This window comes from Ottowia massiliensis (assembly GCF_900240305.1).
Taxonomy (GTDB): Bacteria; Pseudomonadota; Gammaproteobacteria; order Burkholderiales; family Burkholderiaceae_C; genus Ottowia; species Ottowia massiliensis.
Genome location: NZ_LT964854.1, coordinates 2,499,344 through 2,523,923, shown reverse-complemented (window position 1 = coordinate 2,523,923; position 24,580 = coordinate 2,499,344). Strand labels below are relative to the sequence as shown.

Here is a 24,580-nt window from a genome sequence, read left to right as displayed (position 1 = left end):
TTAACCCTTTAGGATCAATAAATAGATATGGGGAACCATTTGCATAAGAAAATTATTATCTCCTCCTCTCACCCCAATCGGATCCCCCTGCAAATACCGCCCCGCATTCGGCCTGTAATCCCTGTGAAAGTTGTAATACGTGCCTGTTTCCGCATCAAAGTACTGCCCTGGGAATCTCAGGTTCACTTCTATGTCCTGCTCAATGATTTGCGTTGAGCCAAAGCTCTCTGCAATGGCCTTCCAACTGGTTTGCCCTTCTTTTGTCGTCGCCAATATGGGCGTTCCCAAATGGTCCGTGTGCAGCCAGTCATAACGCGCCTTTGGGTCCGTCAGGCTGCCATTTGGCGTTTCAGCTTGCCAGATGGGATCAGTGCTCCATAGGCCCAGCTGCATGGTTGTGGGGTTGAATCCATAGGCCTTGGTCATTTGCCCCTTCTCATCGGCTTCGGCCATCAGGCCCTGTTCGCTGTAGATGTAGTAGGTGGTTCTGCTGTTTTGCCCTTGCCTGACGGTCTTGGCAATCCTTCGCCCAGAAGGGTCATGCCGGTAGCTGACTTCGATTTGCGGCTCGCTTTGGCCTTGCTCTGTGCTGGCATACCGGATCAGCCTTTCGGCTGCGTTGTATTCGTATTCTTTGCTCTCGAGCGCGTTGCTTTCCTTTTGCGTGTGCCCTTGCGTCGTGTAGCTCTCTTGTGTTTCTACGCCCGGGTTGCGCTCAAAGGGCGTAGTAGCGGGTGTTGCCGCCTGCATCTACTCTCTGAGTGAGCCCCCCGGCTTTGTCGTAGGCGTAGGTGTTGGCGCCGCCCAAGGGGCGGGTTTCCTTGATGAGGCGGCCCGCCTTGTCGTATTCATAGGTGTGGCGATGGCACAGCGCATCGGTGACGCTGAGCAGGCGCCCATGTGCGTCCCAGCTTTGCCGGGTGACACAGCCTAATGCGTCGGTGGTTTTTATGAGACGAGCCAAGGCGTCGTATGTTGCTGCGCGCCGCCGGGCAGGCTGACGGCAATGCGGCATTCGCGACGGATGCGTTCGTAGCCGACTTCGTATTCGATTTTGCACCCCGCTTCGTCAGTGAGGCTGTGCACCCGGGCGATCAGGCTTGGGCGGTTGAGCGCCGAGGCATGGGCGCACGGGCCGGACATGGGTGCAATGGCGCTGCTGCCGCTTCCTTCTGCGCTTGCGCTGCCGCCAGCGTCGCGGCCGTGACTCTCTTGTAGATGCGGTCAGCCCGCCCGATGGCGATGATGGGCACAGCTTGCCCGGGTGAGGCGCTCATGCAGGGCGCGCTTCTCAGGCTCAGGTCTGCCCATGCGTCGTTTAGGTACCACCGGCCCCAGCTCCAGGTGCGGTTGATGACTGCGCGCCCTCCCGCTGTCTTGACGGCCAGGTCCTGCGTGCTTTCCGTGTAGTCCTGATTGGGCATGAGAGGCTTCGGTTGGGCGTTCGTGACGGGCAGAGGCTGGCTGTGGCGGGATGAGGCGTTGCCGCATCAAAGTCAGGAGCAAATTTGAAGGGGCTCAAAACGGCTTTCGCGCACGTTTCACTAGGACATCATGCTATGAATAGCAGAGCGAAACAAACCCCTGGTTTGAAAGCCTGTTTTCCGCTCAAGCCTTGGCCAGCATCAGCCGCCTGTATTTGGCCCAGAGCGTGGCCTGGTCTTCCACATGGTTGGGGTCCAGCGGGATGCAGTCCACGGGGCAGACCTGGCGGCATTGCGGTTCGTCAAAGTGGCCCACGCATTCGGTGCATTTGTGGGGGTCGATTTCGTAGATTTGCGCGCCGGGCGTGATGGCGCCGTTGGGGCATTCGGGCTGGCATACGTCGCAGTTGATGCATTCGTCCGTGATGAGGAGGGCCATGGCGCGCGCGTTTGCTTTGAAGGGTTGGGGGTAAGCGCTGCGGATTATCCGGATGCCGATAATCCCCGCCCTTTGCGCAGGTTCTCTGTGCAAATGCCTTCCCACATGTTTTTCGCGGCATGACTTTCTATCTCATCAAGCGCTTGCTGGTCACGCTGGCTACGCTGCTGGCGGCCAGTGTGGTGGTGTTTGCCGTGCTGGAGGTGTTGCCGGGCAATGCCGCCCAGGTGCTGATGGGGCCGGATGCCGATCCGGCCGCCGTGGCCGCCAAGGCGTCCGAGCTGGGGCTGGATGCGCCCGCGCCCGCCCGCTATTTGCAGTGGATGGGCGGGCTGCTGCGCGGCGACATGGGGCTGTCTTATGCCTATGGCACGCCCGTGGCCGAGCTGGTGGCCGAGCGGCTGCAAGTGACGGCTCCGCTGGCGCTGATGGCCATGCTGCTGGCTTGCGCGCTGGCGCTGGGCGCGGGGCTGTGGGCGGCGGCGCGCCACGGGCGCTGGAGCGATTGGGCGCTGATGACGCTTTCGCAAGCAGGCATGGCCGTGCCCGGCTTTTGGCTGGGCATGCTGCTGGTGCTGCTGTTTGCCGTGCGGCTGCAATGGTTTGCCGCCGGGGGCTTTGAGGGCTGGTTTTTTGACGAAGGCTGGTTCAGCGGCCTGCTGGCGGGGCTGCGCGCGCTGTTGCTGCCCGCGCTGGCGCTGGCGGCGGTGCAGGCGGCGGTGCTGGCGCGCTTTGTGCGCTCGTCACTGCTGGAGACGCTGCGTGAAGACTACGTGCGCACGGCCCGCGCCAAGGGGCTGGGGCGGCATGCCGTGCTCATGCGGCATGCGCTGCGCAACGCGCTGGTGCCCGTGGTCACGGTGGCGGCCATGCAGTTTGCCGAGCTGCTGGCGGGCGCCGTGGTGGTGGAAAACGTGTTTTACCTGCCGGGCCTGGGGCGGCTGGTGTTTCAGGGCATTGCCAATCGCGATTTGGCCGTGGTGCGCAATTGCGTGATGCTGCTGGCGTGCATGGTGGCGCTGATCAACCTGGCGGTGGATGCGTTGCACGCCCTGATTGACCCGCGCCTGACCCACGCGCAAAGGCTGCGCGCGCCATGAAGCGCTTGTCTTTTTCTTTGCACGCCTTGCCGCCCACGCTGCTGGCAGGCGGCGCGCTGACTTTGCTGGCGCTGCTGGCGGCCCTGCTGTCGCTGGTGTGGCTGCCCTGGCCCATTGACGCGGTGGACATGAACCACAAGCTGCTGCTGCCCAGTGCGGCGCACTGGCTGGGCACCGATGCCTACGGGCGCGACGTGGCCGCGCTGCTGCTGGCGGGCGCGCGCGCTTCTTTGGCCGCCGCTGCGCTGGCCGTGGCGCTGGGGCTGGCGGCGGGCGCGGCGCTGGGGCTGCTGGCGGCGGCCCTGCGCGGCTGGGTGGAGCAGGCCATCATGCGCGTGGCCGACTTTGCCTTTGCCTTTCCGGCCATTCTCACGGCCATCATGCTGGCCGCCATCCGGGGGCCGGGGCTGGGCGTGGTGGTGCTGGCCGTGGGCATTTACGGCATACCGGCCTTTGCCCGCGTGACCCACGCCGCCGCCAGCCAGGCCTGGGCGCGCGAATACACGCGCGCCGCCCGCGCCCTGGGGCTGGGGCCGTGGGCCATCACCTGGCGGCACGTGCTGCCCAACATTGCCGCGCCGCTGACGGTGCAGGCCACTTCGCGCTTTGCCACCGCCGTGTTGGCTGAAGCGGCCCTGTCTTACCTGGGCCTGGGCGTGCAGCCGCCGCAGCCCAGCTGGGGCCGCATGCTGGCCGAAGCGCAATCGCTCATGTTCGACGCGCCGCTGCTGGCCGTCTGGCCCGGCCTGGCCATTGCGCTGACCGTGCTGGGCCTGAACCTGCTGGGCGACGGCTTGCGCGACGCGCTCGACCCCCGCTGCCAAACCCGGCCAGCATGAGCGCTTGTCTGCAATCCGCCCGTGGGCGCGAACAGCGCTGGACTCGGGCGGTTGGTCATCTGCGCCTGGCCGCCCATCCCGATTCGCCGCCCTCACGGCCAGGCTGTGATTACGGCGCTTGCAGCGCGCGCAGGAGCTTTTGCCCCGCCCGCCCCGTGACGGGCTGGCCCAGGCGGGCCTGCTCGGCGCGGATGGCCTCGCGCGTTTGCGGGCCGATGCGGCCATCGGCGCTGCCAATGGCGTGGCCGCGCGCCAGCAGCAGGGTTTGCAGCTCGCGGTTTTGCGCGCGCGTCAGGCCCGGGTCGTCCGTGGGCCAAGGGGTGGCGAAGCTGGCCAGGGCGTCATCAGCAGGCGTTTGCGGCTGGGCTAACAGATCGGCCAGGCGGGCGATGGACAGGGCGTAGTTCTCGCTGGCGTTGTAGCTGTAGAGCGCGTTGAAATTGCCGCCGACGAGAAAGGCCGGGCCGCCGCCTTGCTTGCGCGCGGGCTGAATCAACCCGGCCTTCGCCAGCGTGAAAGGCAGGGGGCTGCCGTCGGGCAGGGTCAGGCCGTCTTGCGCCCATTCGGCTGTGGAGCGCTGCGTTTTGCGGCTGTAGCGGCTGGCGTCGTAGCCGGGGGGCAGACGCACCTCGTAGCCCCAGGGCTGGCCGCTGCGCCAGCCCGCGTTTTTCAGAAAGCGCGCGGTGGAAGCGAGAGCGTCGGGCACGCTGTCCATGAGATCGCGCCGGCCGTCGCCGTCAAAGTCCACCGCGCTGCGCAAGAAGGTGCTGGGCATGAACTGCGTGTGGCCGAAGGCGCCCGCCCAGGAGCCATTCAGCCGGTCGGCGGCGATGTGCCCTTCCTGCACGATGCGCAGGGCGGCGGCGAATTCGCTGCGAAAGTACTCCTGCCGCCGCCCAAAGCATGAAAGCGTGCCCAGCGAGCGCAGCAGGGGCCGCCCGCCCAGGTTTTGGCCGAAGTTGCTCTCCACGCCCCACACGCCCAGGATGACGGGCGCGGGCACGCCGCTTTGGCTGGCGATTTGCGCCAGCTCGGCCTGCCAGCGCCCGGCGGCGGCGCGGCCATCAGCCAGACGCTCGGCATCCACCAGCATGGCGATGTAGTCCCAAGGCGGCAGGGTGAATTCGGGCTGGCGCTTGAGCAGCGGCAGCACCGTGGCATCGGGCGTGAGGGAAAGGGCGTAGCGCTCGAAAGTCTGCGCGCTGATGCCCTTGAAGGCAGGCGCGGCCTGCAACTGACGCAGGCAGCGCTGGAATTCGGCTTCGCTCAATTCAGGCGGCGCTTCTTCATCAGGCGCGGCGCTGGCCGGGATGGCCAGCAGGGCGGATGAAAGAGCCAGGCAAGAGACGAGCGAACGGGCCAGGAAGGCGGACAAAGGGCTGTTTTTCATGCAAAAAATGGTAGCAGCCCGGGCAGGCCGCGCCAGCGCTTGCGGCCAGCCCGGCGCGCAAAACCTGCTTTGAGCCGCTTTTTCAGGCCCGGCCTTGGCGTTGCATGCCAAACGGATATCAAACACCCAGCGCGGCTAAACATGACAAATGCAGCCAAACGCGCGGCCAGTCTGTAGACAGGCGCTGACTGCGGCAGTAGCCCTGCTGATTAAAAAAGAGGAGCAAATCCAGAAGGTGAAAAATGGCTGTTGCGCCGGTTTTACTAGGACATCATGCTATTAATTCGAGAGCTAATTAATAGTCAAATCTGTGTGAAATTTCCTTCCCCCAGGGCCTATTCAAAGGTTCCCCCGAGAAATAAAAAGCTCAGAAGACAAGAAAGAAAAAGGACCCAAGCGATATCAGCTGTGAATGGCTTGAGCGCATCTACCTCTTGTTGATAGGCGCACGCAAGAGCATCCAAATCTGGTTTGAAGTCACTGCAAAAGGCCTTAGCCGCTTGAGCAGGCTTTAAAAAATCAGCTGGCGCGGCCCGCAGGAGATTGGAGCGCGGCGCTTCAAAGGCTGCTCTTGATCGTGGATGCGCAGAGGAATGCGGGCATAGCAAGACGCAAACCGCAGACGGGCCTTTATGGCGCTTTTGCTGCCTATCAAGGCGTTTGCAAGGCCGCAGGCCGCCCAGGTTCGCGCTTTTCGTGTCTAGGAACGGGCTTCTTCGAACAAGGCTCTCAGGCCGTCTGGCCGTGCCGTTGCATGGCGGCGCGGATGAAAGCGTTGAAGAGCGGATGACCGGCCCAGGGGGTGCTTTTGAATTCGGGGTGGAACTGCACGCCGATGAACCAGGGGTGCTCGCTTTGGGGCAGCTCGATGATTTCGGTGAGGTGCTCGCGCTGGGTGAGGGCGGAGATGACCAGGCCCGCTTCGCGCAGCTTGTCCAGGTATTTGGTGTTGGCCTCGTAGCGGTGGCGGTGGCGTTCGGTGACGGTGTCGCCGTAAATCTGGTGGGCGAGGGTGCCGGGCTGCACGTCAGAGGTTTGCGCGCCCAGGCGCATGGTGCCGCCCAGGTCAGACTGCGCGTCGCGTTTTTGGATGCTGCCGTCGGCGTCTTCCCATTCGTCGATGAGGGCGATGACGGGTTCGGGCGTGTGCGCGTCAAATTCGGTGCTGTTGGCGTTTTTCAGTCCGGCTTTGTGGCGGGCGTATTCGATGGTGGCCACTTGCATGCCCAGGCAAATGCCCAGGTAGGGCGTTTTGCTTTCGCGCGCGTAGCGGGCGGCGCAAATCTTGCCTTCCACGCCGCGCGAACCGAAGCCGCCGGGCACGAGCACGCCGTCAAACCCGGCCAGGCGCTCGGCCACGGTTTGGGCGGTGAGGGTTTCGGAGTCGATGTAGCTGATTTGCACCTGCACGCCATTGACCAGGCCGGCGTGGCGCAGCGCCTCGTTCACCGATTTGTAGCTGTCGGAGAGATCGACGTATTTGCCCACCATGGCGATGCGCACGCTGCCTTTTGGGTGGTTGATTTTGTGAACCAGGCTGTCCCAGCGCTGCAAGTTGGCGGGGCGGGTGTTCAGGCGCAGCTTGTCGCAGATCAGGCCGTCCAGGCCCTGCTCGTGCAGCAGGCGGGGCACTTTGTAGATGGTGTCCACATCGGGCATGGAGATCACGCCCCAGAGCGGCACGTTGGTAAAGAGCGAGATTTTTTCTTTTTCGTCCTGCGGAATGGCGCGGTCGGCGCGGCAGAGCAGGGCGTCGGGCTGGATGCCGATTTCGCGCAGTTTTTGCACGGTGTGCTGCGTGGGCTTGGTTTTCAGCTCGCCTGCGGCGGCGATCCACGGCAGGTAGCTCAGGTGCACGAAGGCGCTGTTGTTGGGGCCGAGCTTGAGGCTGAGCTGGCGCACGGCTTCCAGAAAAGGCAGCGATTCGATGTCGCCCACGGTGCCGCCGATTTCGCAGATGGCCACTTGCACGGCGTCAGGCGTGCCGATGCCCGCGCCGCGCTTGATGAACTCCTGGATTTCGTTGGTCACGTGCGGGATGACCTGCACGGTTTTGCCCAGGTAGTCGCCCCGGCGCTCTTTTTCGAGCACGCTTTGGTAGATGCGGCCCGTGGTGAAGTTGTTGGCCTGCTTCATGCGCGTTTCGATGAAGCGTTCGTAGTGGCCCAGGTCCAGGTCGGTTTCGGCACCGTCGTCGGTGACGAACACTTCGCCGTGCTGGAAGGGACTCATGGTGCCCGGATCGACGTTGATGTAGGGATCGAGCTTGATGAGGGTGACTTTGAGGCCGCGCGATTCAAGAATGGCGGCCAGCGAGGCGGCGGCGATGCCCTTGCCCAGGGACGACACCACGCCGCCGGTGACGAAGACGAATTTGGTCATGTCGGGGTGAGATGCGAAGGCGGCGGGCCTTCGCCGGGGTGGAAATTGAAATTATAGGAAGCGCCCTTTTGCGCAATGCCCGCCCAGCCTTTGCCGCCAGACGAGCCGCAGCCCCATTGGCTGACGATTGATCTGCCAGCAAGCGGCCTGCTGGCCTTGCCGCTGGCGCGCTACCCGCCCCGCGCCCGCCGCGCCCAGGCCGCCGCGATGGCCTGCGCCAGCTGCTGCGGCGTCTGGCCCGCGCCCGTGGCAATCGCCTGGCGGCGGGGCATGCCGCGCAGCCAGGTCAGCTGCCGCTTGGCGAGCTGGCGCGTGGCGGCAATGCCTTTTTCGCGCAGTTCGGCCAGCGGCCAGTTGTCTTCCAGCGCCTGCCAGGCCTGGCGGTAGCCCACGCAGCGCATGGCGGGCAAACCGGCATGCAAATCGCCTCTTTGGCGCAGCGCCCGCACTTCGTCCACAAAGCCGTTTTGCAGCATGGCCTCAAACCGCGCGGCAATGCGCGCGTGCAGCCAGGCGCGATCGGCTGGCTCCAGCGAAAACAGGCGCTCCTGGCTGTAGCCCAGCGCGTCTGTCGGCCCGCCATCATCAGGCTCAGGCGCGCGGCGCGCCTGGGCGTGAAAGCTGGATAGGGGCCGCCCCGTGGCGCGCCACACCTCCAGCGCACGCTGGATGCGCTGGCTGTCTGCCGGGGCCAGGCGGGCTGCCGTAGCCGCATCCACCCGCGCCAGTTCGGCGTGCAACGCGGGCCAGCCGCGTTCGGCGGCCTCGGCCTCAATCTGGCGGCGAATGTCTTGCTGCGCAGCAGGCATGTGGTGCAGCCCTTCGGCCAGCGCCTTGAAATAAAGCATGGTGCCGCCAGCCAGCAACGGCAGCGCGCCGCGTGCGCGGATGTCGGCCATCAGCGCCGTGGCATCGCGCGTGAAGTCGGCCGCGCTGTAGGCGTGCAGCGGATCGCGCACGTCCAGCAAGTGGTGCGGCACGCCGCCGCGCTCGGCCAGCGTGGGCTTGGCGGTGCCAATATCCATGCCGCGATACACCAGCGCCGAATCTACGCTGATGATTTCCGCCGCCTGCCCGCGCGCGGCCAGCCAGTGCGCCAGCGCCACGGCCACGCCCGTCTTGCCGCTGGCCGTGGGGCCGGCCAGGGCGATCAGAGGCAGGGTGCAGGCAGCGGGCATAGCAGAGGAAAGACGGATGGAAAGGCGATGGAAGCAAAGCGGCTATCAAAATCATAGCTGCCCGCGTCCCTTTCATCAGAACCTGCTCAAAGTCTCTTCCGGGAAATGAGAAGCTCATGGAATCAGAAAGGAAAGTGATCCGAGCAACATCAGCCGCGAGAAAGCTTGCAGTTTGTTTGTCTTGCCTTCTCTGAGCCTGGGCAGCAGGTAGCATCCGCCGCTGTTTGCGGGCATGGAGGAGCGCTGGCCTTCTGCCGTCCGCCATTGGTTTCTGACGGAGTTTTTTGAATGCACATCCCCCCGGCTGCGCCTGGCGCGCGCGGCAAAGTCTGGTTCGTCGGCGCTGGGCCGGGCGATCCGGAACTCATCACCCTCAAAGGCCAGCGCCTGCTGGCGCAAGCGGGCGCGGTGCTGTTTGCCGGTTCGCTGGTGAACGAGGCCGTGACGCGCTTTGCCCCGGCGGGCTGCGAGGTGCGCGATTCCAGCCGCATGGCCTTGCAAGAGATGACCGATTGGCTGACCCAGCAGGCGCGCCGCCACGCCACCGTGGTGCGGCTGCAAACGGGCGATCCGGCGCTGTATGGCGCGCTGATTGAAATGGCCCGGCCTTTGAGCGCGGCGGGCATCGAGTGGGCAGTGGTGCCCGGCGTGTCGTCGGCCATGGCGGCCATGGCGGCGGCGGGCGAGTCGCTGACGCTGCCCGAAGTCACGCAGACCGTGGTGCTCACCCGCGTGGCGGGCCGCACGCCCATGCCGGAAGGCGAAGACCTGGCGGCGCTGGCCGCGCATCGCTGCACGCTGTGCATTTTTTTGTCCATCACCTTGCTGCACAAGGTGCAGGCCGCCTTGCGGCAGGCCGGCTGGGCGGAAGACGCGCCCATGCTGGTGGTGCACAAGGCCAGCTGGGCGCAGCAAGAGCGCATCGTGCGCGGCACGCTGGCCGATATCAAGGAGCGCTGCCGCCAGGCGGGCATCGTCTCGCAAGCCATGATCGTGGCCAGCCCCACGCTGGGCGCGCTGCACTGGCCCGATCTGGCGCATTCGCGCCTGTATGACCCCGCTTTCACCCACCGTTTCAGAAAGGCCAGCGCATGACGGCTGCATCTTCTTTTTCTCACACGCATGGCGATCTCATCCTCGTGGTCGGCCACGGCTCGCGCGAAGAGGCGGGCAACCAGGAAGTGCGCGATTTCGTCGCCCAGTGGCGGCTGCGCCACCCCGATTGGCGCATTGAGTGCGGCTTCATCGAATTTGGCCGCCCCGCACTGGACGCGGCCCTGCTCGAAGCGGGGCGGCAGGCCGCGCGCGTGATCGTGCTGCCGCTCATCCTCAATGCCGCCGGGCATGTGCGAGGCGACATTCCCGAAGCCGTGGCCCAGGCGCGCCGCCAGTGCCCGGACACGCTTTTCCTGACCGCCCCGCACCTGTCGGCCTGCCAGCCCGTGCTTCAGGTTTTGCAGCGGCGGCTGGCGCAGGCCATGCTCACGCTGGACATGCCTGACCCCGCCACCACCGGCATCATTCTGCTGGGGCGCGGCTCTTCCGACATGCACGCCAATGGCGACATGGCGCGCATGGCGCGCTGGCTCTACGAAAGCGAGCCGGGGCACGAGCTGGTTGATCTGGCCTTTACCGGCGTGACCTGGCCCAGGCTGGAGCGCGTGGCGCAGCGCCAGGCCCGCCTGGGCATGGGGCAAATCGTGGTGCTGCCCTATTACCTGTTCACGGGCGTGCTCATGCAGCGCATTCAGCGCCAGGTTCAGCACCTGCGCGCCCAGTACCCGCAAATACGCTTTGCCTGCACGCCGCACTTTGGCCTGGAGCCTGAAATTTTCAGCCTGCTGGAGCGCTACGCCAGCGACTTGCGCGAAGGCCGCCCCTGCCTGCCCCACGACGGCAGCGCCCCGCGCCCCGCACTGGCGCACGGCCATGCGCACGAGCACCCGCACGAACATTCACACGAACACCCGCATGAAAGCAACGGCCGCCACGGCCATCACCACGGCCATCACCCTCACGATGGCAATGCCCCTGACCACCCGCAAGGACCTGACGCATGACCACCGCCACTTCAGCCAACACCGTGACCGAGCAGCTCACCCGCGCCGGGCAAAGCATCGAGCACGGCAGCTTCGCCATCATTGACGCCGAAGCCGGCCCGCACGCCTACACCGCCGATCAGTGGCCCATCGTGCGCCGCATGATTCACGCCAATGCCGACTTTGAATTCAACGGCCTGACCGAATTCCACCCCCGCGCCACCGAAGCGGGCCTGCAAGCCATCTTGCGCGGCGGCGCGCCCATCGTGGCCGATGTCGGCATGATTTGCACGGGCCTTTCGCGCCCCCGGCTGGAGCACTTCGGCCTGCGCACGCACGAATTCATCAACGACGACGACGTGATCGAAGCCGCCCGCCGCGAAGACACCACCCGCGCCGTGCAGGCCATGCGCAAGGCGCAGCGCCTGGGCCTGATCGACGGGGCCATCCTCGCCATTGGCAACGCCCCCACGGCCCTCATCGAAATCGTGCGCATGATTCGCGAAGACGGCGCGCGCCCGGCCCTGGTCATTGGCATGCCCGTCGGCTTTGTTTCGGCCGCCGAGTCCAAAGACTTGCTGGCGCAAGTCAGCGAAACGCCCTGGATCATCATCCGTGGCCGCAAAGGCGGCTCCAGCCTCGTGGTCGGCGCCATCCACGCCCTGCTGGCCCTGGCCGAAGCGCGGCAGAAGGCGGCGGCCTGATTCCTCGAAGCACTCCTGAAGCCGCCCGCAGTCCGCCAGAAGACATCAGAAACAGGAGCAAATTCAAGGGGGCTTAAATGCCGTTCTGCGCAGATCCCACTAGGACATCTCGCTATGAATAGAAGAGCAAAAAACCGCGCAGCCTGGCTGGCGCGGCTATTTGCTGTTCGCTGCTCTCGTCCTTTTGCCGCTCTCTTTTTTCCGGAAACAGGGCTTGAGCAGGTTCTGTGGCCCTTTCGGGCGCCTTTGGTTCAGGCGCCGAAGAAGTTCTTGAGCCGGTCGGTCCAGCTTTCTTCGCCGGGGGAGTGTTTGTTGCCGCCTTGCTGGAGGGAGGCTTGCAGTTCGCGGAAGAGCTTGCGCTGCTGCTCGGTGAGCTTGACGGGGGTTTCCACGCGCACGTGGCAGTACAGGTCGCCCTTGATGCTGGAGTTCAGGCCCTTGACGCCTTTGCCGCGCAGGCGGAACTGCTTGCCGTTTTGCGTGCCTTCGGGGATGGTGATGACGGCCTTGCCTTCGAGCGTGGGCACTTCGGTTTCGCCGCCGATGGCCGCCGTGGGGAAGCTGATGGGCACGATGCAGTGCAGGTCGTCGCCGTCGCGCTCGAAGATGTCGTGCTTTTTCACGCGCACTTCAATGTAGAGGTCGCCGGGCGGGCCGCCGTTCACGCCGGGTTCGCCGTTGCCGGTGGAGCGCAGGCGCATGCCGTCGTCGATGCCGGCGGGAATCTTGATTTCCAGCGTCTTGTGCGTTTTGACCTTGCCCTGGCCGTGGCAGGTGGAGCAGGGGTCTTCGATCAGCTTGCCGCTGCCCCGGCAGTGCGGGCAGGTTTGCTGCACGCTGAAAAAGCCCTGGCGCATTTGCATGACGCCCTGGCCGTGGCAGTGCGGACAGGTTTTGGCGCTGGTGCCGGGGCGCGCGCCGCTGCCGCCGCAGGTGTGGCATTCGTCCCAGCTGGGCACGCGGATGGATTCGTCTTTGCCGGCAGCGGCTTCTTCCAGGGTGATTTCGATGGCGTAGTTCAGGTCGGCGCCACGGTAGATTTGCCGCCCGCTGCGCCGCGCGCCGCCAGCCATGCCGGCCGCGCCGAAGATGTCGCCAAAGATGCCGCCAAAGGCTTCGGCGAAGTCGCCGCCAAAGCCTTCGGGGCCGCCGCGCATGTTCGGGTCCACGCCCGCGTGGCCGTACTGGTCGTAGGCGGCGCGTTTTTGCGCATCAGACAGGATTTCGTAGGCCTCTTTGCCTTCCTTGAACTTGGCTTCGGCGGCAGCTTTGGCTTCGTCGCCCTGGTGGCGGTCCGGGTGGTATTTGGAAGAGAGCCTGCGGTAAGCCTTCTTGATTTCATCTTCGCTGGCGTTGCGGGGCACGCCCAGGATTTCGTAGTAGTCGCGTTTGGTCGCCATGAACAGGACCTCGATTTCATTGGCAGGGGGAAAGGAAAGCGGCGGCGGGAAAGCGGCGGCAGTCTTGGAATCGGTTCAAGGTTTTTGCCTGCGGGTGCGAAAAATGCGGCCTTGAAGCGCTCTGCGGCGCTGCAAATCCTCGCGGGCCACGAAGCCCGTCTGCGGTTTGCAGCCCATCCCGATTCGCGTTTTCGCCTCCTCACGGCCAGACTCTGAACAGGTTCTTACAAAGCAAAAGCCTCGATGGACGCGGGCGCGATCGAGGCTTTGCTGCGGGCGCGTTTCAATGTACGCAAGCGCCCGCGGGCCGTCAGTCATCTGGCCGGGTCAGTCTTTTTTGACCTCTTTGACTTCGGCATCCACCACGTTGTCATCAGCCGGGGCGGACGATGCGCCGCCGGGGGCTGCGCCCGCCGCGTTTGCGGCAGCCGCAGCGGCCTGGGCGTCGGCGTACATCTTCTCGCCCAGCTTCTGACCAGCGGCCATCAGGGCTTCGGTCTTGCTGTCGATGGCGGCCTTGTCGTCGCCCTTGAGGGCTTCTTCCAGCTCTTTGGCGGCGGCTTCGATTTTTTCTTTCTCGGCCGCCTCGAGCTTGTCGCCGTGCTCAGCCAGGCTCTTGCGCACGGTGTGCAAGGCGGCGTCGCCCTGGTTGCGCGATTGCACGATTTCCAGCTTTTTCTTGTCTTCGGCGGCGTTGAGTTCGGCGTCTTTGACCATTTGCTGGATTTCGGCTTCCGACAGGCCCGAGTTGGCCTTGATGGTGATGGTGTTTTCCTTGCCGGTGCCTTTGTCTTTCGCGCTCACGTGCAGGATGCCGTTGGCGTCAATGTCGAAGGTGACTTCAATTTGCGGCAGGCCGCGCGGCGCGGGCGGAATGCCTTCCAGGTTGAATTCGCCCAGCAGCTTGTTGCCGCTGGCCATCTCGCGCTCGCCCTGGAAGACCTTGATGGTCACGGCGGGCTGGTTGTCGTCGGCCGTGGAGAAGGTCTGCGCGTGCTTGGTCGGGATGGTGGTGTTCTTGGTGATCATCTTGGTCATCACGCCGCCCAGGGTTTCAATGCCCAGGGAAAGGGGCGTGACGTCAAGCAGCAGCACGTCTTTGCGGCCGCCGGAGAGCACCTGGCCCTGAATGGCGGCGCCCACGGCCACGGCTTCATCGGGGTTGACGTCCTTGCGCGGCTCTTTGCCGAAGAACTCTTTCACCTTGTCTTGCACTTTGGGCATGCGCGTTTGGCCGCCCACGAGGATGACGTCGTTGATTTCGCCCACGGAGATGCCAGCGTCCTTGATGGCGATGCGGCAGGGTTCGATGGAGCGCTCGATCAGGTCTTCCACCAGGGCTTCGAGCTTGGCGCGCGTGAGCTTGACGTTCAGGTGCTTGGGGCCGCTGGCGTCTGCCGTGATGTAGGGCAGGTTGATGTCGGTGGACTGGCTGCTGGAGAGTTCGATCTTGGCTTTTTCGGCGGCTTCTTTCAGGCGCTGAAGGGCCAGCACGTCGCTTTTGAGATCGACGCCTTGCTCTTTCTTGAATTCGCCAATGATGTAGTCGATGATGCGCTGGTCGAAGTCTTCGCCGCCCAGGAAGGTGTCGCCGTTGGTGGAGAGCACTTCAAACTGCTTTTCGCCATCGACATCAGCGATTTCGATGATGGAGATGTCGAAGGTGCCGCCGCCCAGGTCATACACGGCAATGCGGCGGTCGCCCTTTTCCTGCTTGTCCAGGCCAAAGGCCAGCGCTGCCGCCGTCGGCTCGTTGATGATGCGCTTGACTTCCAGCCCGGCGATGCGGCCTGCGTCCTTGGTGGCTTGGCGCTGGCTGTCGTTGAAGTAGGCGGGCACGGTGATGACGGCTTCCGTCACCGGCTCGCCCAGGTAGTCCTCCGCCGTCTTTTTCATCTTGCGCAGGATTTCGGCGCTGATTTGCTGCGGCGCGAGTTTTTGGCCGCGCACTTCCACCCAGGCATCGCCGTTGTCGGCCTTGACGATCTGGTAGGGCATCAGGTGAATGTCTTTTTGCACCTCTTTTTCGTCGAACTTGCGGCCAATCAGGCGCTTGACGGCGTAAATGGTGTTTTTCGGGTTGGTCACGGCCTGGCGCTTGGCCGTCGTGCCCACGAGGATTTCGCCATCGTCCTTGTAGGCCACGATGGAAGGCGTGGTGCGCGCGCCTTCGGCGTTTTCAATCACCTTGGGCGAGCTGCCTTCCATGACGGAAACGCAGGAATTGGTCGTGCCCAAGTCGATGCCAATGATTTTTCCCATGTTGGTTTCTCCTGTGAATGTCTTTCGGAAAATGTCTGGATGCGGCCCAGTTGCGGATGAGGGCGGCGAATTCAAGGGGCCGTCCGGCCTGTGCAGCCCATTTCGCGCAAGGCCGCGTTTTTACGGATGCTTCCGCTCTGGCCGTTAATCCCGCCTGGCCTCTATTGGGGCGCGGCCACTGTCACCAGTGCGGGGCGCAAAACGCGGTCAGCGATCACGTAGCCTTTTTGCAGCAGGCCCGCCACGGTATTGGCGGGCAGATCGGAGGGCACCATGCTGATGGCCTGCTGCTGCTCCGGATTGAAGGCGCTGCCCGGCTCCGGCGCCACGGGCAGCACCTTGTTGCGCTCCAGCGCGCTCAAAAGCTGGCGCAGCGTGGCCTCGGTGCCTTCGCGCAGCTGCTCGCTGCTGGCGTTTTCCACAGCCAGCGCCGCCTCCAGGCTGTCCAGCACGGGCAGCAGGCTTGCAGCAAAGCCTTCAATGGCGAACTTGCGGCCTTTGGCAATTTCTTCTTCGGCCCGGCGGCGGGCGTTTTGCGCCTCGGCTTGCGCGCGCAGGGCCTGGTCAGCCAGCTCGGCGTTTTTGGCCTGCAAGGCCGCCAGCTCGGCTTGCAGGTTTTCCAGCTGCGCCAGCGCATCAGCCTCATTGGCCGCCTGCGCGGCTTCCAGCTCTTCAGGCAGCATTTCGCGCGGCAGGCCGTTTTCAGGGTTCTGATTCATGGTTCTTTTCGGAAATGAAGGAAGGGAACATCCGCCCGGCATGTTGGGCTGGGCGCAGGCTTTTCAAGCGCGGCGGGCGGTTGCCGGAGCCGCCTGGGGTTTGACACGCAATATCACGCAGACGCGAAAAAAGCGGCATCAGGCGCTTTGCCGCACCAATATCCGCCATTTGCCGCGCAAATAGATTCGCATCAGATTCATATTTGTTGCGCGGCTTCTTCTCATGGCCGCCCTGAAGGCGGCTGCATACCAGCGCGCAAGGCCGCGCCGCGCACTTCGATATGCGTTTCGTCAAGCACTTGGCCGTGGCGGTCGAGCAGGCGGATGGTGTGGCGGCCTGGCAGGGGCAGCCAGGCGGCGCTGGGGCCGTGGCCGATGGTGCGGCCTGCGGCTTGCCAGCGCAGGGCGCGGGCGGCGGCGCCGGCGGGCACGGCGGCGGTCAGGCGCAGGCGCTGGTTGGCGGGGGGGATGTCGGGGTCCAGCGCGATGATGGAGCCACTGACGGGGCTGGTGATGCGGGGCTTGGGGGCGCTGGCGGCGTCGGCCTGCGGTGCGTCTTGTGCGCTTTGCGCCGAATCTCTTGCGAAAAGGGCTTGTGCGGTGCCGGGCAGAAACCATTCGGCGCGGGGCGGCTCGCCGTCCGGCGGGTTGTCAAAGCGCACGCTCACGCGCTCCAGCCCTTCGGGCGCGGCGGGCGCGGGCGATGGGGCCAGCTGGTGCAGGTGGCGCATGAGGGCGGCCCAGACGGGGGCCGCGCCGCTGGCGCCGCTGACGTCGTGCATGGGCTGGCCGCTGGCGTTGCCGACCCACACGGCGACGGTGTGGCGCGGGGTGTAGCCCACGGCCCAGTTGTCGCGCATGTCTTTGCTGGTGCCGGTTTTGGCGGCGCTCCAAAAGCGCGTGCCCAGCACGGAGTCCATGCCGAAGGTGAGGGCGCGCGCGTTGCGGTCGGAGAGGATGTCGCCCACGATGAAGGCGGCGCCTGCATCCAGCGCGGCGGGGCAGGGCGCGGTTTTTTCCGCTGCGCTGGCGCGGTGCAAGCGCACGGGGCACAGCCGCCCGCCATTGGCCAGCGCGCGGTAGGCGTTGGCCAGTTGCAGCAGCGTGACTTCGGCGCTGCCCAGCGCCAGGCTCAGGCCGTAGTAGCCGCTGGTTTCGGGCAGGCGCATGCCCAGATCGTGCAGCTGGCGGTGAAAGGCTTCAGGCGAGACCATGCCGAGCACGCGCACGGCCGGGATGTTGAGCGATGAGGCCAGCGCCACACGCGCCGAGACCCAGCCGTGGTAGCGCCGGTCATGGTTGTGCGGGATGTAAAGCCCGCCGCCGGTTTGCAGCCGCGCGGGGGAGTCGTCAAGCAGCGTGGCCGCCGTGATGCGCCGCTGGGCAATGGCCTGCGCGTAGAGAAAAGGCTTGAGCGCGCTGCCGGGCTGGCGCAGGGCGGTCACGCCGTCCACCTCTGCGGCCTGGCTCAGATCGCTGCCGCTGGAGCCGACCCAGGCCAGCGCTTCGCCCGTGGCGTTGTCCAGCACCAGCACGGCGCCGTCTTGCACGTTGCGGCCTTGCAGCTCGCGCAGGTGCTGGCGCAGGGTTTGCAGGGCCAGGCGCTGGGTGGGGCCGTCCAGCGTGCTGGGCACGGCGGGCGGGGGCAGGCCATCGGGCGCGGCGCGGGCGGCTTCGGCAATCAGGCGGCGGGCCAGGTGGGGGGCTGGTCCTTCGCTGGCGGGCCAGACGCGGCGGGGCAGGGCGCCAGCGGCCAGCAGCTCCAGCGTGATGCAGCCCTGCCGTTTTTCTTCGGCGGACTGCCCGGCCCGCATGAGCGAGAGCACGCCGCAGGCGCGCTGCGCCACGCGGGCGGCGCTGGCGTTGGGGGCGCGCACCAGCGCGGCGGCCAGCGCGGCTTCGGCGTCGTTCAGGCCGTGGGGGGCTTTGCCAAACAGCGTGCGCGCCAGCGCGTCCAGCCCCACCAGCTCGCCCCGGAAGGGCACGAGGTTCAGATACGCCTCCAGGATTTCGTCCTTGCGCCAGCCGCCCTCCAGCCGCCGCGCCATCACGGCCTGCCCCAGCTTTTGGCGCAGGCTGCGGCCGCTGCCGCCCTGGCGCAAGTCATCATCGAGCAGACCGGCCAGCTGCATGGTCAGCGTGCTGGCGCCGCGCGTTTTCTCGTTCCACAAATTGCCCCAGGCGGCCGCGCCCACGGCCCGCCAATCCACCCCGCTGTGTTCGTAAAAGCGCTTGTCTTCCGAGAGCACCAGCGCCTGGCGCAACGCGGGCGACACATCGGCCAGCGCCACCCACGCGCCCCGGCGCGCGCTGTCATCGGTGCGCAGGCGGTGCAGCGGCTGGCCGCTGCGATCCAGCAGCCAGGTTTCGGAAGAACGGAAATCCGCCTTGACCTGCGCGAATGTTGGCGCGCTGCTGGAATGGGCCGGGGCGGCGGCCAGCAGGGCCGCCAGCCAGGCAGCGGACCAGAAGGCGGGCAGAAAAGAAGGCAGAAGGCATCGGAGCGAAGGGCGGAACATGGAGCGCGATTGTGGCGGCGCGGCACATTCACAGCGCGCTGGCCGCAGGGTTGAAAGCGCGGCATTTTTAGCTACTCTATCCATAGCATGAGGTCCTAGTGGATATTGCGCAAGGCGGCATTCAAGGCCCTTGAATTTGCTCCTGTTTCTGATGTGGCTGGGCAGGCGCGGCCAATCGGGGCGGGCCATGGGCCGGGTTTCAGGCAGCGAACCGGCGCTTCGTTCTGGCGAGGCTTCAGGGGCAAGGCACAGGAGCAAGGCAAAAACCAACCGGAAGCGGCTTGGCCGGCGGCGGCCATAGATGCGCCGCCCTATAAAAAAACAATAAAAAATTCGTTTGAGTTTGAAGGCTTCGTTGTGACACTTGCGGGCCTCGGGCGCCCAGCGCCTGTTTCACGTTTTCAAAGGCCCCCCATGAAAAAGCTCAAGCTCATTGCCTCCGCCCTCGTTTTGGCCGCCGCTGGCGCGGCCCATGCCGAAACCACGCTGCTCAACGCCTCTTACGACGTCACGCGCGAGTTCTACCGCGACTACAACGCCGCCTTCATCAGGCACTACAAGCAAAGCACGGGGCAGGACATCCGCGTCGATCAGTCGCACGCCGGCTCCAGCACGCAGGCGCGCGCCGTGGCCGACGGGCTGGAGGCCGATGTGGTGACGATGAACACAACCACCGATGTGGACTTTCTCGCCGCCAAAGGCGCCGTAGCCGCCGACTGGCAAAAGCAGTTCCCGCACGAAGCCGCGCCCAACACCTCGACCATGCTGTTTCTGGTGCGCAAGGGCAACCCGAAAAACATCAAGGACTGGGACGATCTGACGCGCCCCGACGTGAAAGTGGTTGTCGTCAATCCCAAAACGGGCGGCAATGGCCGCATGGCCTATCTGGCCGCCTGGGGCCAGGCGCGCGCCAAGGGCGGCGACGACGCCAAGGCCGCCGATTTTGTGGCGCGGCTCTACAAAAACGTGCCCGCGCTGGCGCGCGGCGGACGCGACGCCACGGGCATGTTTTTGCAACGCAACGTGGGCGATGTGCTCATCACCTTCGAGTCCGAAGTGGTGTCGGTAGAGCGCGAATTCGGCAAGGGCCGCGTGGAAGTGGTCTATCCCTGGGCCAGCATCGTCACGGAAAACCCCGTGGCCGTGGTCGAACGCACGGTGAAGAAAAAAGGCACCGCCGCACAAGCCAAGGCGTATCTGGATTACCTGTATTCCGACGAAGGCCAGGAAATTGCCGCCAAACACGGCTTGCGCCCGCGCAACGCGGACATTCTGAAAAAGCACGCCGACACCTTCAAAAACCTGAAGCTCTTCACGGTGAAAGAGTATTTCGGCTCGCTGGGTGAAGCGCAGAAAGTGCATTTCAACGACGGCGGCCAGTTCGACAAGCTCTACCAGCCTGCCGGCAGGTAATTCTTACTTGGGAGATGAATATGAGAGTTAAGTCATTCGTATTGGTTTTATTAATTTCTTTGATTGGCCATGTGAATGCTCAAGACAATCTTGAAACTAATGATGAGAACTTTATTCCACCTTATTTAAAAGAGTATAAAAAATCACTGGCTGAGAGTGTGCCTGAAATTGAGGCTAAAAGATATAAAATGAATGGAAAAAAATTGCAAGGTGATGATATACCAGATGCAGATGCATTGAAACACATGAGGAGGGCTCGCCGCTTGAGTGAACTGGCAACAGAAATAGAAAATGAGTTTCCATTAAGATTTTCTGGCGGAGATGTTGATGATGCACAGATTGGCGAACCAGTCTTGCATATATGGATCAAGGGACTAAATGAGAAAGAAAAGAAAAATATTGAAGAGAGATTTTCTGGTGTTATTTTTGAATCCTCTCTCTATAATAAGAAGGAAATAAGTGCTATGAACTCAAGGATCGCCAATAAAATTTGGGATTCTGGCATCAGAGGTTTAGTGGGGGTAGGATATGACACCATACAACAAAAATTTATTATATTTACGGAGCCGCAAGCAATAGAATCTATTAGAAATATCATTCAAGGTGATGGCGAGCTTAGTAAAATCCTATTTTATTTTAAAGTTTCTAGCCCAATGAGTGCGACTGCATCGCCAGATCTCTGGGCAGGAATGCCTTTAAGAAATACAACTCAAGCTGGCTTATCCTATAGAGGTATCACTTGTACGGCTGGGTTTAATGTGGTTGGCGGAATTTTTCCATTCACTATCATAGCTGGGCATTGCGGCCAGGCAGGGGACAAAATGGACACACAGAAGTTTGGTTGGTTCGGTGGAGATTTTTATGGAGCCATTTCAAATACAGTTTTCATGTCTGGCGATAGGACAGATTATGGAATTATTGGGAACGATAATTTTAAGCATAGTACTCCTGGTAAATATGTATACATTATTAGTCCAACTTATTCTGGATCACCTGTATACTGGAGAAGTGAAATCAGAAGAGAGGGATTAATAGTTGGAAGCAAAAATCCTTCAGTTCATGAGCAATACTGTGCTGCCGGTGCAGTCAGTGGGTGGAAATGTGGAAAAACTACTACTATCAATGCGACATATTTTTACAATGGAAGGCAAATAAGAAATCTTTCGTCTTTATCTGTGTGTAGTAAGCCTGGAGATTCTGGCGGCCCAGTAGTAACAGGAAACACGGAAAGAGGTGGAAATTTAGCAGTAGGTATTGTTGTAGCCAGTACAGATATATGTGCATTCACTGGATCTTTCGGTAGCGTACCTGCTCCTATTACTGCATTTGTTCCAATTAATTTTATACTTGAAGAGTATAAAGTAGAATTAGCAAGCATTTACTAATATAATTACTTAATATATAGGTATATTTATGCGGCCCCGTAAAACGGTTCGCGTGCTGCCTGGCTTCGGCCTGACGCTGGGCTACACGCTGCTTTATCTGGGCCTGGTGGTGCTGATGCCGCTGGGCGCGCTGCTGGCTTATTCGCTTTCAATGAGCTGGGGCGATTTCTGGGCCACGGTGTCCGCGCCGCGCGTGCTGGCGGCATTCAGGCTGACGTTTGGCGCTTCGCTGGCGGCGGCGCTGGTGAACGTGGCGGCGGGCCTGCTGCTGGCCTGGGTGCTGGTGCGCTATGAATTTCCGGGGCGCAAGCTGGCCGATGCGCTGGTGGATTTGCCCTTTGCGCTGCCCACGGCGGTGGCGGGCATTGCGCTGGCGGCGGTGCTGGCGGGCAATGGCTGGGTGGGGCGCTGGCTGGAGCCGCTGGGGCTGGAGCTGGCGTTCAAGCCGGCGGGCATCGTGGTGGCGCTCATCTTCATCGGGCTGCCCTTTGTGGTGCGCACGGTGCAGCCGGTGCTGCAAGAGGCGGAAAAAGAGCTGGAAGAGGCCGCCGCCTGCCTGGGCGCGACGCGCTGGCAGACGTTTCGCCACGTCATCTTTCCGGCCATCGCGCCTGCGCTGGTGACGGGCTTTGCGCTGGCGTTTGCGCGCGCGGTGGGCGAATACGGCTCGGTCATCTTCATCGCGGGCAACATGCCGATGGTTTCCGAAATCGCGCCGCTCATCATCATCGGCAAGCTGGAGCAGTACGACACGGCGGGCGCCGCCGCCGTGGCCACGGTGATGCTGCTGATTTCCTTTGCCATGCTGCTGGCCATCAACGCGCTGCAAGCCTGGGGCCGCCGGCGCAAGGGAGAGGCCGCATGAGCGCGTCCGTGAAACCATCTGCATCCGCCGCGCCCGCCGTTCCCAAGCGCGTGCGCACCACCGAAAGCGCGCCCGTGCGCTGGCTGCTCACGGCGCTGGCGCTTGGCTTCATGGCGCTGTTTCTGGCGCTGCCGCTGGCGGCCGTGTTTGCCGAGGCGCTGGGCGCGGGCTGGCAGGCTTATGTGGAGGCGCTGCGCCAGCCTGACGCGCTGGCCGCCGTGCGGCTGACGCTGCTGACGGCAGCCATTGCCGTGCCGCTGAACCTGGTGTTTGGCGTGGCGGCGGCCTGGTGCGTGGCGCGCTTCGAGTTCCGGGGCAAGCCGTTTCTCATCACGCTGATCGACTTGCCTTTTTCCGTCTCGCCCGTGGTGGCGGGGCTGTGCTACGTGCTGGTGTTTGGCGCACAAGGCTGGCTGGGGCCGTGGCTGGCCGCGCATGACATCAAGGTCATCTTCGCCGTGCCGGGCATCTTGCTGGCGACGGTGTTCGTCACCTTTCCCTTCATTGCGCGCGAGCTGATTCCGCTCATGCAGGCGCAAGGCAGCGACGAGGAGCAGGCCGCGCAGGTGCTGGGCGCCAGCGGCTGGCAGACCTTCTGGCACGTGACGCTGCCCAACATCCGCTGGGGCCTGCTGTATGGCGTGATCCTGTGCAACGCGCGGGCAATGGGCGAATTCGGCGCCGTCTCGGTCGTCAGCGGCCACATCCGGGGGCAGACCAACACCATGCCTCTGCACGTGGAAGTGCTCTACAACGAATACCAGGGCCAGGCCGCCTTTGCCGTGGCCAGCCTGCTGGCGCTGCTGGCGCTGGTCACGCTCGCGCTCAAAACCCTGGTGGAGTGGCGCCACGCCAAGGAGCTGCAAGACGCCGCCGCCCTGCCCGAACCCGCCCCTCTTGCCGCCCCGCCCGCTGAAAGGACTGCGCCATGACCTGCCGCCGCGCCCTCGTTCACGCATCGGCCGCCAGCGCCCTGTGCCTGGCCGCCATCGCCGCCGGCAAATACCTGCCCCCCGGCTGGGCCGCCGCGCTGCTGCTGGCGGGCGCGGCGTATGGGCTGCTTGGCGCATGGCAGGCGCGCGCAGGGCTTCAGAAACAGGAGCAAATTGAAGGGGCCTGAAACGGCCTTTGCCGCAGACCTATCTTGAGATCATGCTATGAAACCGGGAGCAAAAAAACCGGCTTCATGGCCGCTGGCAGACACACATCCGAAACACCCATGAGCATCGACATTCAGCACATCAGCAAGCAATTCGGCAACTTCCAGGCCCTGAGCGATGTCAGCCTGAACATCGGCAGCGGCGAACTGGTGGCGCTGCTGGGGCCTTCGGGCTGCGGCAAAACCACGCTGCTGCGCATCATTGCCGGGCTGGAAAGCGCCGACACGGGGCAAATCCTCTTTGGCGGCCAGGACACGACCGATGTCCATGTGCGCCAGCGCGGCGTGGGCTTTGTCTTCCAGCACTACGCGCTGTTCCGGCACATGACCGTGTTTGACAACGTGGCCTTCGGCCTGCGCGTCAAGCCCCGCAAAGAGCGCCCGGATGAAGCGCACATCAAGGCGCGCGTGCATGAGCTGCTGCAAATGGTGCAGCTGGACTGGCTGGCGGGCCGCTACCCCTCGCAGCTCTCGGGCGGGCAGCGCCAGCGCATTGCCCTGGCGCGCGCGCTGGCCGTCGCCCCCAAAGTGCTGCTGCTGGACGAACCCTTTGGCGCGCTCGATGCCAAGGTGCGCAAGGAACTGCGCCGCTGGCTGCGCCGCCTGCACGAAGAGCTGAACGTCACCAGCATCTTCGTCACGCACGACCAGGAAGAAGCGCTCGAAGTGGCCGACCGCGTCGTCGTCATGAACAAAGGCCGCATCGAACAGCAAGGCACGCCGCAAGAAGTGTGGGAGCACCCCGCCAGCCCCTTCGTCTACGGCTTTCTGGGCGACGTGAACCTCTTTCATGGCCGCGCCAGCGGCGGCCAGATGCAAGTGGGCGACTGGCAACTGGCCGCGCCCGACGCGCCCCACGCCGCCGACGCCGAAGCCCTGGCCTTCGTGCGCCCCGCCGACCTGGCCGTCAGCGCCGACGCGCCCGGCGCCAGCGGCCTGCCCGCGCGCCTGGACCGCGCCCTCGTCATCGGCCCCCTGGCCCGGCTCGAACTCAGCGCCCTGGAGCCGCGCGGCCAGATTCTGGAAGCGCACCTGCCCGTCGCCGAATGGCAGGCGCTGGGCCTGAAAGAAGGCGACGCCGTGCGCATCAGCCCCCGCCGCGCGCGCGTGTTCGTCAACATGGCCGACGATCCGGCGGCCATGATTTGAGAGTCTGTTCCGGGCGCCAGCTCCCGATTTGGCCGCAGACGCGGCAGCGCGGGTGTGAGAAAGCGGGCCGGAATAAGGAGCGCGGGGAGAAGCAGCAGTGGCTTTTTTGCTCATCTATTCATAGCGGGATGTCCTAGTGGAATCAGCGCTGAACGGCATTTCTGCCCCGCAAATTTGCTCCTGTTTCTGACGCTCTCCTTGTAGCAGCCCAGCC

The 24,580-nt window shown here is 63.9% G+C and carries 23 protein-coding genes; 12 read left to right on the top strand and 11 right to left on the bottom strand.

Annotation, left to right across the window (positions count from 1 at the left end):
• The 4 genes from C1720_RS11290 to C1720_RS11280 form a co-directional block, all read right to left on the bottom strand.
• Window positions 1-750: an RHS repeat domain-containing protein gene (locus C1720_RS11290; protein ID WP_102284267.1), complete on the bottom strand. Its 750-nt coding sequence runs from the start codon at window positions 748-750 to the stop codon at window positions 1-3.
• Window positions 716-964 (bottom strand): hypothetical protein, encoded by a 249-nt coding sequence (locus tag C1720_RS11285; RefSeq protein ID WP_158241716.1) that lies wholly within the window; start codon window positions 962-964, stop codon window positions 716-718. Before C1720_RS11285 ends, C1720_RS11290 begins: the two co-directional genes overlap by 35 nt.
• Window positions 949-1,143 carry a hypothetical protein gene (locus C1720_RS13275; protein ID WP_146007007.1) on the bottom strand — a complete coding sequence of 65 codons (195 nt, stop codon included), beginning with the start codon at window positions 1,141-1,143 and terminating at the stop codon, window positions 949-951. Before C1720_RS13275 ends, C1720_RS11285 begins: the two co-directional genes overlap by 16 nt.
• Window positions 1,144-1,608: 465 nt before the next feature.
• Window positions 1,609-1,863, bottom strand: coding sequence for a YfhL family 4Fe-4S dicluster ferredoxin (locus C1720_RS11280; protein WP_050714271.1), 255 nt, complete (start codon window positions 1,861-1,863; stop codon window positions 1,609-1,611).
• A 119-nt stretch (window positions 1,864-1,982) separates the two neighbouring features.
• Between C1720_RS11280 and C1720_RS11275 the strand changes: the two genes are divergently transcribed.
• Complete coding sequence (locus tag C1720_RS11275) at window positions 1,983-2,963, top strand: ABC transporter permease (protein WP_102284265.1); 981 nt, start codon at window positions 1,983-1,985, stop codon at window positions 2,961-2,963.
• A complete protein-coding gene (locus C1720_RS11270) occupies window positions 2,960-3,802 on the top strand; it encodes an ABC transporter permease (protein ID WP_102284264.1) in 843 nt (280 codons plus the stop codon). The genes C1720_RS11275 and C1720_RS11270 overlap by 4 nt, the downstream gene beginning before the upstream one ends.
• Before the next feature lie 109 nt (window positions 3,803-3,911).
• Here the strand turns inward: C1720_RS11270 and C1720_RS11265 are convergent, their stop codons facing one another.
• From C1720_RS11265 to miaA, 3 genes are all read right to left on the bottom strand, one after another.
• Complete coding sequence (locus tag C1720_RS11265; protein ID WP_102284648.1) at window positions 3,912-5,192, bottom strand: lytic murein transglycosylase; 1,281 nt, start codon at window positions 5,190-5,192, stop codon at window positions 3,912-3,914.
• Window positions 5,193-5,921: 729 nt separating this feature from the next.
• Window positions 5,922-7,574 (bottom strand): CTP synthase, encoded by a 1,653-nt coding sequence (gene pyrG, locus C1720_RS11260; protein WP_050714275.1) that lies wholly within the window; start codon window positions 7,572-7,574, stop codon window positions 5,922-5,924.
• A gap of 170 nt (window positions 7,575-7,744) precedes the next feature.
• Entirely contained in the window at window positions 7,745-8,752 is a 1,008-nt protein-coding gene (gene miaA / locus C1720_RS11255; RefSeq protein ID WP_102284263.1) for a tRNA (adenosine(37)-N6)-dimethylallyltransferase MiaA, read from the bottom strand.
• A gap of 288 nt (window positions 8,753-9,040) precedes the next feature.
• Here miaA and cobM point away from each other — a divergent pair, with 288 nt between their 5' ends.
• The 3 genes from cobM to C1720_RS11240 are packed head-to-tail and all read left to right on the top strand — an operon-like array spanning window position 9,041 to window position 11,495.
• Entirely contained in the window at window positions 9,041-9,847 is an 807-nt protein-coding gene (gene cobM, locus C1720_RS11250) for a precorrin-4 C(11)-methyltransferase (RefSeq protein ID WP_102284262.1), read from the top strand.
• On the top strand, window positions 9,844-10,812 hold the full coding sequence (locus C1720_RS11245; protein ID WP_102284261.1) for a sirohydrochlorin chelatase: 969 nt from the start codon (window positions 9,844-9,846) through the stop codon (window positions 10,810-10,812). Before cobM ends, C1720_RS11245 begins: the two co-directional genes overlap by 4 nt.
• Window positions 10,809-11,495, top strand: coding sequence for a precorrin-8X methylmutase (locus C1720_RS11240; protein ID WP_102284260.1), 687 nt, complete (start codon window positions 10,809-10,811; stop codon window positions 11,493-11,495). Before C1720_RS11245 ends, C1720_RS11240 begins: the two co-directional genes overlap by 4 nt.
• Window positions 11,496-11,746: 251 nt before the next feature.
• On the opposite strand, the gene dnaJ is transcribed toward C1720_RS11240, so the two are convergent.
• The 3 genes from dnaJ to grpE form a co-directional block, all read right to left on the bottom strand.
• Entirely contained in the window at window positions 11,747-12,895 is a 1,149-nt protein-coding gene (gene dnaJ, locus C1720_RS11235) for a molecular chaperone DnaJ (RefSeq protein WP_102284259.1), read from the bottom strand.
• A gap of 327 nt (window positions 12,896-13,222) precedes the next feature.
• On the bottom strand, window positions 13,223-15,157 hold the full coding sequence (dnaK, locus tag C1720_RS11230) for a molecular chaperone DnaK (RefSeq protein ID WP_050714281.1): 1,935 nt from the start codon (window positions 15,155-15,157) through the stop codon (window positions 13,223-13,225).
• A 161-nt stretch (window positions 15,158-15,318) separates the two neighbouring features.
• Window positions 15,319-15,876, bottom strand: coding sequence for a nucleotide exchange factor GrpE (gene grpE, locus C1720_RS11225; protein ID WP_082202734.1), 558 nt, complete (start codon window positions 15,874-15,876; stop codon window positions 15,319-15,321).
• Between grpE and C1720_RS13270 the strand changes: the two genes are divergently transcribed.
• Window positions 15,875-16,060, top strand: a complete 186-nt coding sequence (locus C1720_RS13270; RefSeq protein WP_146007006.1) for a hypothetical protein — start codon at window positions 15,875-15,877, stop codon at window positions 16,058-16,060. The two genes, grpE and C1720_RS13270, sit on opposite strands and share 2 nt — an antisense overlap.
• Window positions 16,061-16,097: 37 nt before the next feature.
• Here C1720_RS13270 and pbpC read toward each other — a convergent pair whose 3' ends face one another.
• Window positions 16,098-18,395, bottom strand: a complete 2,298-nt coding sequence (gene pbpC / locus C1720_RS11220) for a penicillin-binding protein 1C (protein WP_102284258.1) — start codon at window positions 18,393-18,395, stop codon at window positions 16,098-16,100.
• 414 nt (window positions 18,396-18,809) lie between these two features.
• Here pbpC and C1720_RS11215 point away from each other — a divergent pair, with 414 nt between their 5' ends.
• The 6 genes from C1720_RS11215 (at window position 18,810) to C1720_RS11195 (ending at window position 24,366) form a co-directional block, all read left to right on the top strand.
• Window positions 18,810-19,808 (top strand): sulfate ABC transporter substrate-binding protein, encoded by a 999-nt coding sequence (locus C1720_RS11215; protein WP_050714289.1) that lies wholly within the window; start codon window positions 18,810-18,812, stop codon window positions 19,806-19,808.
• Window positions 19,809-19,828: 20 nt separating this feature from the next.
• Window positions 19,829-21,193, top strand: coding sequence for a S1 family peptidase (locus tag C1720_RS13265; protein ID WP_158241715.1), 1,365 nt, complete (start codon window positions 19,829-19,831; stop codon window positions 21,191-21,193).
• A 28-nt stretch (window positions 21,194-21,221) separates the two neighbouring features.
• Window positions 21,222-22,058 carry a sulfate ABC transporter permease subunit CysT gene (gene cysT, locus C1720_RS11210; RefSeq protein WP_050714290.1) on the top strand — a complete coding sequence of 279 codons (837 nt, stop codon included), beginning with the start codon at window positions 21,222-21,224 and terminating at the stop codon, window positions 22,056-22,058.
• Window positions 22,055-22,990 (top strand): sulfate ABC transporter permease subunit CysW, encoded by a 936-nt coding sequence (cysW, locus tag C1720_RS11205; protein ID WP_102284257.1) that lies wholly within the window; start codon window positions 22,055-22,057, stop codon window positions 22,988-22,990. Before cysT ends, cysW begins: the two co-directional genes overlap by 4 nt.
• Window positions 22,987-23,178 carry a hypothetical protein gene (locus tag C1720_RS11200; RefSeq protein WP_102284256.1) on the top strand — a complete coding sequence of 64 codons (192 nt, stop codon included), beginning with the start codon at window positions 22,987-22,989 and terminating at the stop codon, window positions 23,176-23,178. Before cysW ends, C1720_RS11200 begins: the two co-directional genes overlap by 4 nt.
• Window positions 23,179-23,277: 99 nt before the next feature.
• The gene (locus C1720_RS11195; protein WP_102284255.1) at window positions 23,278-24,366 is read left to right on the top strand and encodes a sulfate/molybdate ABC transporter ATP-binding protein; all 1,089 of its coding nucleotides are present in this window, start codon (window positions 23,278-23,280) and stop codon (window positions 24,364-24,366) included.
• Window positions 24,367-24,580 lie beyond the last annotated feature (214 nt).